We start from the raw sequence: 7,664 nt of genomic DNA on the forward strand, positions 1-7,664 counted from the left end.
GTTTTTTATTTCTGGATGCCTACATGCCTAAAGCTACAATTAATACACCCTTATTCGATACTCTAAAAACCTATTTTGGTTACGATAGTTTTAGGTTAAATCAGCAACAAATTGTTGAGTCGGTTTTAAATAAAAAAGACTGTTTGGTTATTATGCCAACAGGAGGTGGTAAATCCATTTGTTTTCAGCTTCCGGCACTTATGTTTAAAGGGGTAACTATTGTTATATCTCCTTTAATTGCTTTAATGAAAGATCAAGTAGATGGTTTACTAGCCAATGGAATTGCTGCATCTTATTTTAATAGTAGTCAATCTTCAGAAGAACAAGCCCAAATTATAGAACGTGTTATTACGGGGAGTTTAAAATTACTTTATGTCGCTCCAGAAAGTCTTGCAGGTCTTCAAAATATTTTAAATGAAACGTATGTAAGTGTGTGGCTATCGATGAGGCGCACTGTATATCCTCATGGGGGCATGATTTTAGACCATCATATCAGCAGTTAGGTTTTTTAAAATCTACACTTCCTAATACACCATTTATAGCATTAACAGCTACTGCCGATAAGGCAACCCGCGATGATATTAAAAAACAACTACGTATTGAACATGCACAGCAATATATATCATCTTTCGACAGGCAAAATATAGCTCTAGAAGTACGAGTAGCTAACGATAGAATTGCGCAAATTGTCAAGTTTATAAAAAGTAGGCCTAATCAATCTGGAATTATATATTGTTTAAGTCGTAAAACAACCGAGCAATTATCTAAAAAATTAAAAACCAATGGCATTCCTGCCGAAGCTTATCATGCGGGTTTAAATTTTGAAAAGCGAAGTAAAATACAAGAGTCTTTTGTTTACGATAAAACTCAAATTGTCTGCGCAACCGTAGCTTTCGGCATGGGTATTGATAAATCGAATGTGCGTTGGGTAGTGCATTATAATATGCCTAAAAACATAGAAGGCTACTATCAAGAAATAGGTCGTGGTGGGCGAGATGGTTTAAAGGCTCATGCCTTATTATTTCATAGCTATGCCGATGTTATTCAATTGCGAAATTTTGCTAGTGGCGCTGCCAACGAAGAGGTTCAGATCGCTAAGCTAGACCGCATGAAACAGTTTGCCGAAGCTACAACATGCCGGCGTAAAATTCTTTTAAGTTACTTTGGCGAATTATTAGCCGAAAATTGTGGCAATTGCGATGTTTGTAATAACCCGCCACAGTTTTTTGATGGGACTATAATTGCTCAAAAAATACTTTCGGCAATCTATAGGTTAAAAGAAAAAGAAGCTATGGGTATGATTATCGATGTGCTTCGAGGGTCACAAAATGCAGCTGTTATAGAAAAAGGGTATCAAAACATTAGGACCTTTGGTATTGGTAAGGAGATTTCATGGAAACATTGGCAACATCTAATTATTCAGCTTATAAATCAGGGATTTTGTGAAATTGCCTTCCATAAAAACAATGCCTTGCAGTTAACCCAGTTTTCAAAAAATGTGTTATTTGATGGAGCCAAAGTGGCCTTAACAAAACCTGTTGAAATTCCAGAACTTATAGCAACGGCCAAAAAAGGCAAGAAAACTAGAACAAAACAGGCTAAGCCTAAGTTAAGACAGAAAAAGAGCGATGATAGCTTGTTTGAGCGTTTACGATTATTGCGTTATAAAATTGCACAAGAAGAAGATATACCTGCTTATTTGGTGTTTAGTGATGCCACATTAAAAGAAATAGAGCGCGAACGTCCGTTAAGCGATGCCGATTTTTTAAATATTAGTGGAGTAGGGCAACGAAAATTAGAGGTCTATGGTGATGAGTTTATAGCAGAAATCACCCGCTTTTTGGGGTCTAAAATAAAGAAGCCTAAAAAGCGAGATACCACATTGGTAACTTACGATTTATATAAATTAGGACGTTCCATTGAAGAGATTTCTACAGAGCGGAAACTTGCTACAACAACCGTTTACTCGCATATTGCTAAATTGTATAGTTCTGGTAAGGCTATAAATATTTTCGATTTTGTTTCTAAAAGCGAAGTTGAAGCCGTTAAAAAGGCTAAAGAAAAATTAGATAACCCTAAAGCTTTAAGACCTTATTTTGAATACTTTAATGAAGACTTAGATTATTTTAAAATTAGATTAGCCTTAAGTGTTATTGAAAAGGTTTAGGTTTTATTTTGGTTAATAACTCCTAACAATTCTCCTTTAAAATCGGCGCTAAAAGTTATATTTTGCACCTTTCATTAAAAAAAATATACGTGAAAGTCTGTATAGCCGAAAAACCAAGTGTTGCCCGCGAAATTGCTACTGTATTAGGAGCAAATACCAAGCGCGATGGCTATTATGAAGGTAATGGCTATGCGGTTACTTACACTTTTGGACATTTATGTACCTTAAAAGAACCCGTAGATTATAAACCCTATTGGAAAAGTTGGGATTTAAATAATTTACCCATGCTTCCTGAAAAGTTTGAAGTTAAAGTGTCTTCAAATTCTGGGATAAAAAAGCAATTTAATATTGTAAAAAGTTTATTTGACAAGGCAGAACTTGTAATAAATTGCGGGGATGCGGGACAAGAAGGAGAGCTTATTCAGCGTTGGGTAATGAGTGAGGCTAATTATAAAGGCGAAGTAAAACGTCTTTGGATTTCATCCTTAACTACCGAAGCTATAAAAGAAGGTTTTGATAATTTAAAACCTTCTGAAGATTACGATAATTTATACTATGCAGGCTTTTCCAGATCTATTGGCGATTGGCTTTTGGGTATTAACGCCACTAGGTTATACACTGTAAAACATGGCGGGTACAAGCAAGTGCTATCGGTTGGTCGTGTGCAAACACCTACTTTAGCCATGGTTGTTAACCGGTTTAAGGAAATTGAAAATTTTAAACCGCAACCTTATTGGGAGTTGCAAACCCTGTATAGAGAAACTTTGTTTAGCTATGAAGACGGACGTTTTCTTAAAAAAGAAGATGGCGAAGCTTTAGCAAGTAAGGTAAAAGAAAGCGATTTTGAAATTAAATCGATTAGCAAAAAGAAAGGAAAAGAATACGCACCAAAATTATTCGATTTAACAGGATTGCAAGTGTATTGTAATACCAAATTTGGCTTTTCGGCCGATGAAACTTTAAAGATTGTACAAGCTTTGTACGAGCGTAAGGTGGTTACTTACCCAAGAGTAGATACCACGTTTTTACCAAGTGACGTGTACCCGAAGGTGTCTGGAATTCTTCAAAAGTTAACTAATTACTCAAAGTTGACCCAACCATTATTGGGAAAAAAAATAAAGAAATCATCTCGTATTTTTAATGATAAAAAAGTAACCGATCACCATGCTATTATTCCAACGGGTATGCAAACGAACTTGCAATACAACCAACAACAAGTTTACGATATTATTGTAAAACGTTTTATTGCCGTGTTTTATGATGATTGTATCGTGTCCAACACAACAGTTTTAGGACATGCGGCTAAAGTGGTTTTTAAAACTACAGGAAAAGAAATTATAGAAAAAGGCTGGCGTATTGTTTTTGAAGATCCCGATAAAAAACAAAAGGAATCGGGCATTTTACCAACGTTTGAAAAAGGTGAAAAAGGGCCACACGAGCCCTCCTTTTTAGAAAAGGAAACCAAGCCGCCAAACCAATTTACCGAGGCCTCTTTATTACGAGCTATGGAAACTGCTGGTAAACAGGTGGACGATGAGGAGTTACGCGATTTAATGAAGGAAAACGGTATTGGTAGACCATCTACACGTGCTAATATTATTGAAACACTTTTTAGAAGAAAATATATAAAGCGTAATAAAAAGCAGGTGTTGCCTACTATAACAGGTATTCAGTTGATTGATACTATTAAAAATGATTTGTTAAAATCGGCAGAATTAACAGGCTCTTGGGAGAAACAATTAAAAGATATTGAAAAGGGCGAATATAGTGCTGGCGCTTTTATAAAAAATATGAAGCGTATGGTTGATGCTTTGGTTTATGAAGTACGCAGCGAAACAAAACGCGCCAACATATCTTACGCTACAACAGTTAAAAAGCGAGAGGCCAAGGTTGAAGCCAAAAAGAGTGCGGGCATTACGGCTGAAAGTTGCCCAAAATGTAAGCAAGGTAAAATTATTAAAGGTAAAACAGCCTATGGTTGTACTGCTTATAAATCGGGCTGTAATTTTGTAATGCCTTTTAACTTTTTAGATAAAAAAATATCTGAAAAACAGTTTTTAAGGTTACTTACAAAAGGATCTACGGTTAATTTAAAAGGTTTTAAAACAGATGCAGGTGCGGTTGAAGGTTTAGTGCGTTTTGATGAAAATTATAAGCTAAAGTTAGAACCTAAACAGGCTAAGGTGAAAGCTAAACCAAATGAGTTAGCTTGCCCTAAATGTAAAACAGGAACCGTTATTAAAGGGAAAACAGCTTATGGCTGTAGCGCTTATAAATCGGGTTGCGATTTTAAAGTTACTTTTGATGCTGTTAGAGCGAAAATGAACGGACAAACACCAACTAAAGCGCTTGTGCATAGTATTTTGAATGGAAGCGTATAAAACTGAGCATAGGCATTTTATAATCTTTAAGCCCTTTGGGTATTTAAGTCAGTTTGCGAGTAACGACTCCAAACAGCAATCGAAAAAATTTTTAGGACGTTTACATGATTTTCCGGAAGGAATTATGGCGATTGGTAGGTTGGACGAAGCTTCGGAAGGTTTGTTGCTACTCACAACCAATGGTAAAATGAGTGCGCATATTAACAGCCAGAAGGTTGATAAGGAATATTACGCTCAGGTTGATGGCGATATTACCGAGGCTGCTATTGCCCAATTACAAACAGGTGTAGATATTCGGGTAGAAGGTGAGATGTATAGCACAAAGCCGTGTAAAGCTTTTAAACTAGAATCTATTCCTGTGTTACCTAAACGTGCTAAAAAGATACGAGATGACAGACATGGACCAACCAGTTGGGTGTCTATAACTTTAAACGAAGGTAAATTTAGGCAGGTTAGAAAAATGACTTCGGTGGTTGGTTTTCCTACGTTGCGATTAGTTCGAGTTAGAGTAGGAGGTATTCATATAAATACTATGGATGCTGGTGAGGTTATTGAGGTTACCGAGTTTGACTTGTGAAATTTCAAGTGTAGCGGAACTACTGAAGCTATACGTATATTCTAGATAAAAGGAGATTTACCCGCGTTATGGATTGTAGTGGAAGGCCCACAGCACGATGAAGGAGGTACGAGTATTTGTAGTCTTTCGACCTTGCTCAAGACTGGCTCCAAGCCCGAACGCCTGTCCTGAGTGAAGTCGAAGGGTGTGGTAACCTGCCGGCAAGTAGCATCCCAAATACTTTAAGATTCTAACTTTTTTAACTCTTTGTAATTGTGGTTTAAACGCTTTAAAAGAATACCATAAATAAGCCAATAAAATAATAGTAATACTCCAATTACAATGCCTATTACAACTAAGGTTACCATAAAAATAACTGCGTAAAATTTAAATACTTCGCCGTTTGCCGAGGCTAATTCTAACTGGCTTGAAAATTCGGGATTATGATTAAAGTTATAAAAAACCCCAATAAAAGCGCCAATAAAAAGCGATGCCAGGTTGAAAATAACGTACTGTTTTACGGTTCTTCTAGTTTTTAAGATATTCTCCATTAGGGTTTTGGAGCTATCGGTAGTCGAGATGTTTTTGTAGTTTTTATAAAATAAATAGAAAAAATAGATTAATACCGCATAACTTATTACAGTTATTGGAATTAATATATGGTTTATGTTTAATTCGTCTATTTTATTAGCATATACACTTCCTTTAAATGCAAATGAAATGGATAACCAAAACCCGAATTCTAGCAGACTGATTATAAATATCCATTTTACAATGGAGGACGATTTCTTTAAAATCATCTTGTATATATCATTATAGGAAAGCTTAGGGTAATTGTTGTTCCCCTTATTCCAGTCTTTTTTTAATAAATCTAATTCATCCATAATGTTACGGATTTAATATGGCTTTAAGTTTCGTTTTAATTCTATTCATTTTTACTCGTGCATTTACGGAACTTATACCAAGTGTTTCACTAATTTCTTTATAGTCTTTGTCTTCTAAATACAGAAAGACCAAGGCTTTTTCAATATCGTTTAGTTGATGTACTGCTTTATATAGGGTTTTTAACTGTTGTTCTTCGGTATCATCATAATCTTCTGCCTTAATTTTAAATTCTACACCTGCGTAATCTTGTGTATTAATGGTACGTTTAGATTTCCGGTAGAGCGTTATTGCTGTGTTTAACCCTACGCGATACATCCAGGTACTAAATTTTGCATCGCCCCTAAATTTTGGGTATGCGCGCCAAAGTTGTATGGTTATTTCTTGAAATAAATCGTTATGTGCGTCGTAATTATTAGTGTACAAACGGCAAACTTTGTGCACAATATTTTGATGCTTTTCTAACAACTCTACAAAACTATGTTCTAGCTCTTTATTCAATGGTGTGGTTTAGTTACTTTATAAGTAGTTTAAAACTTAAAATTGTTACAAGTAAACAAAAATTAATTTTACGATTAGTGTTTTTTTATAAATATTGATTTTGAAGTTAGCCTAATTGATAGAAAAAAAATAGCCGTTTAAAACGTTAATTGTTTTAAACGGCTTGATTTTTATTGTGTTAAGTTTTACAGGCAAATACCAGACTAGAAATAAAAACTTAATCGATACACTTTAATTTATCCATAAAAAATTCTTTATACTCTATAAAATTAATGTCTTTTGTGCCTTTCGTACCTCTTAAAACAATAGATTTAATTGGCGAACTTTTTAGAACGCTTTTTTGATCGTTAGTTAAAATGGCTTTAAAATGGAATACATCACCACATTCTATATCCCAAGAATGATAGAACGTTACTGTACGATTATTTTCTAAGGTTATTTTTAAACTAGAACGCTGATTTGGTAGGTAAGACGCGCAACCTAAGTCTTCGGATAAATTAAAAAACACATTTGATTTAACACCTTGTTGGTATAATTCGGCTGTTAATTTATTCGATATACTATATTCCTCAGTTCTTTTGGTGGTTATGTTATAGAATCTATCATAATCATTAATTTGATAATGACACTCATTTCTATATTTCATTCTTTCGGCTAAAGCCATGGCTTCTGCATTCATTTCTTCTTCTGGTTGAGCATTCAAGGCATTTTGAGCTAAAGCAGTAGTTCTTCTTAAAGCTTCAAGTTCTTTTCTTTCCTTTTCTATTATTTTTGCAATAGAATCATTTTGTTTCTTTAATTCAATTAGTTTTTGAGCTTCTTTTTTTCTTGCTTTCGCAATAGAGTCGTTTATGTTTGCTTGTTTAATTTGTTGACTTATCACTGCACGTTCTGCTTTTATAGCAGATTCTCTACGTTTTTTAATCTCTAGCACCTTTTTAGATTCAAGTTTTGTCGTCGCTTTATCTTCGGCTTCTTTTTGCTTTTGAAATTCTAGTTTTCGTTTAGCTTCAAGTGCCGCTTTTTCTTCAGCTTCTTTTTGCTTTTGAAATTCTAGTTTTCGTTTAGCTTCAAGTGCCGCTTTTTCTTCAGCTTCTTTTTGCTTTTGAAGTTCTAGCTTTCGTTTAGCTTCCAGTGCTGCTTTTTCTTCGGCTTCTTTTTGCTTTTGAAGTTCTAG

The 7,664-nt window shown here is 34.8% G+C and carries 5 protein-coding genes and 1 pseudogene; 3 read left to right on the forward strand and 3 right to left on the reverse strand.

Annotated elements, in window-relative coordinates:
- Positions 1–23: 23 nt before the first annotated feature.
- From recQ to BMY96_RS10015, 3 genes and pseudogenes are all read left to right on the forward strand, one after another.
- Positions 24–2,167, forward strand: a pseudogene (gene recQ / locus BMY96_RS10005) (DNA helicase RecQ).
- An 89-nt stretch (positions 2,168–2,256) separates the two neighbouring features.
- Positions 2,257–4,548: a type IA DNA topoisomerase gene (locus BMY96_RS10010; protein WP_092851757.1), complete on the forward strand. Its 2,292-nt coding sequence runs from the start codon at positions 2,257–2,259 to the stop codon at positions 4,546–4,548.
- Complete coding sequence (locus BMY96_RS10015) at positions 4,535–5,125, forward strand: pseudouridine synthase (RefSeq protein WP_092851758.1); 591 nt, start codon at positions 4,535–4,537, stop codon at positions 5,123–5,125. The genes BMY96_RS10010 and BMY96_RS10015 overlap by 14 nt, the downstream gene beginning before the upstream one ends.
- 221 nt (positions 5,126–5,346) lie before the next feature.
- Here the strand turns inward: BMY96_RS10015 and BMY96_RS10020 are convergent, their stop codons facing one another.
- The 3 genes from BMY96_RS10020 to BMY96_RS15995 form a co-directional block, all read right to left on the reverse strand.
- On the reverse strand, positions 5,347–5,988 hold the full coding sequence (locus BMY96_RS10020) for a DUF8845 family protein (protein WP_092851759.1): 642 nt from the start codon (positions 5,986–5,988) through the stop codon (positions 5,347–5,349).
- 4 nt (positions 5,989–5,992) lie between these two features.
- Positions 5,993–6,487, reverse strand: a complete 495-nt coding sequence (locus BMY96_RS10025) for an RNA polymerase sigma factor (protein ID WP_092851761.1) — start codon at positions 6,485–6,487, stop codon at positions 5,993–5,995.
- Between the two features lie 217 nt (positions 6,488–6,704).
- Positions 6,705–7,664 (reverse strand): hypothetical protein (locus tag BMY96_RS15995; RefSeq protein WP_217639594.1); only part of this gene is annotated, 960 nt, incomplete at its 5' end.

Source organism: Algibacter pectinivorans, assembly GCF_900112595.1.
Lineage (GTDB): Bacteria > Bacteroidota > Bacteroidia > Flavobacteriales > Flavobacteriaceae > Algibacter_B > Algibacter_B pectinivorans.

Excerpts from the sequence above, each read along its gene's own strand:
- BMY96_RS10020 (WP_092851759.1), bottom strand. The coding sequence starts at position 5,988 with ATGGATGAATTAGATTTATTAAAAAAAGACTGGAATAAGGGGAACAAC.
- BMY96_RS10015 (WP_092851758.1), top strand. The coding sequence starts at position 4,535 with ATGGAAGCGTATAAAACTGAGCATAGGCATTTTATAATCTTTAAGCCC.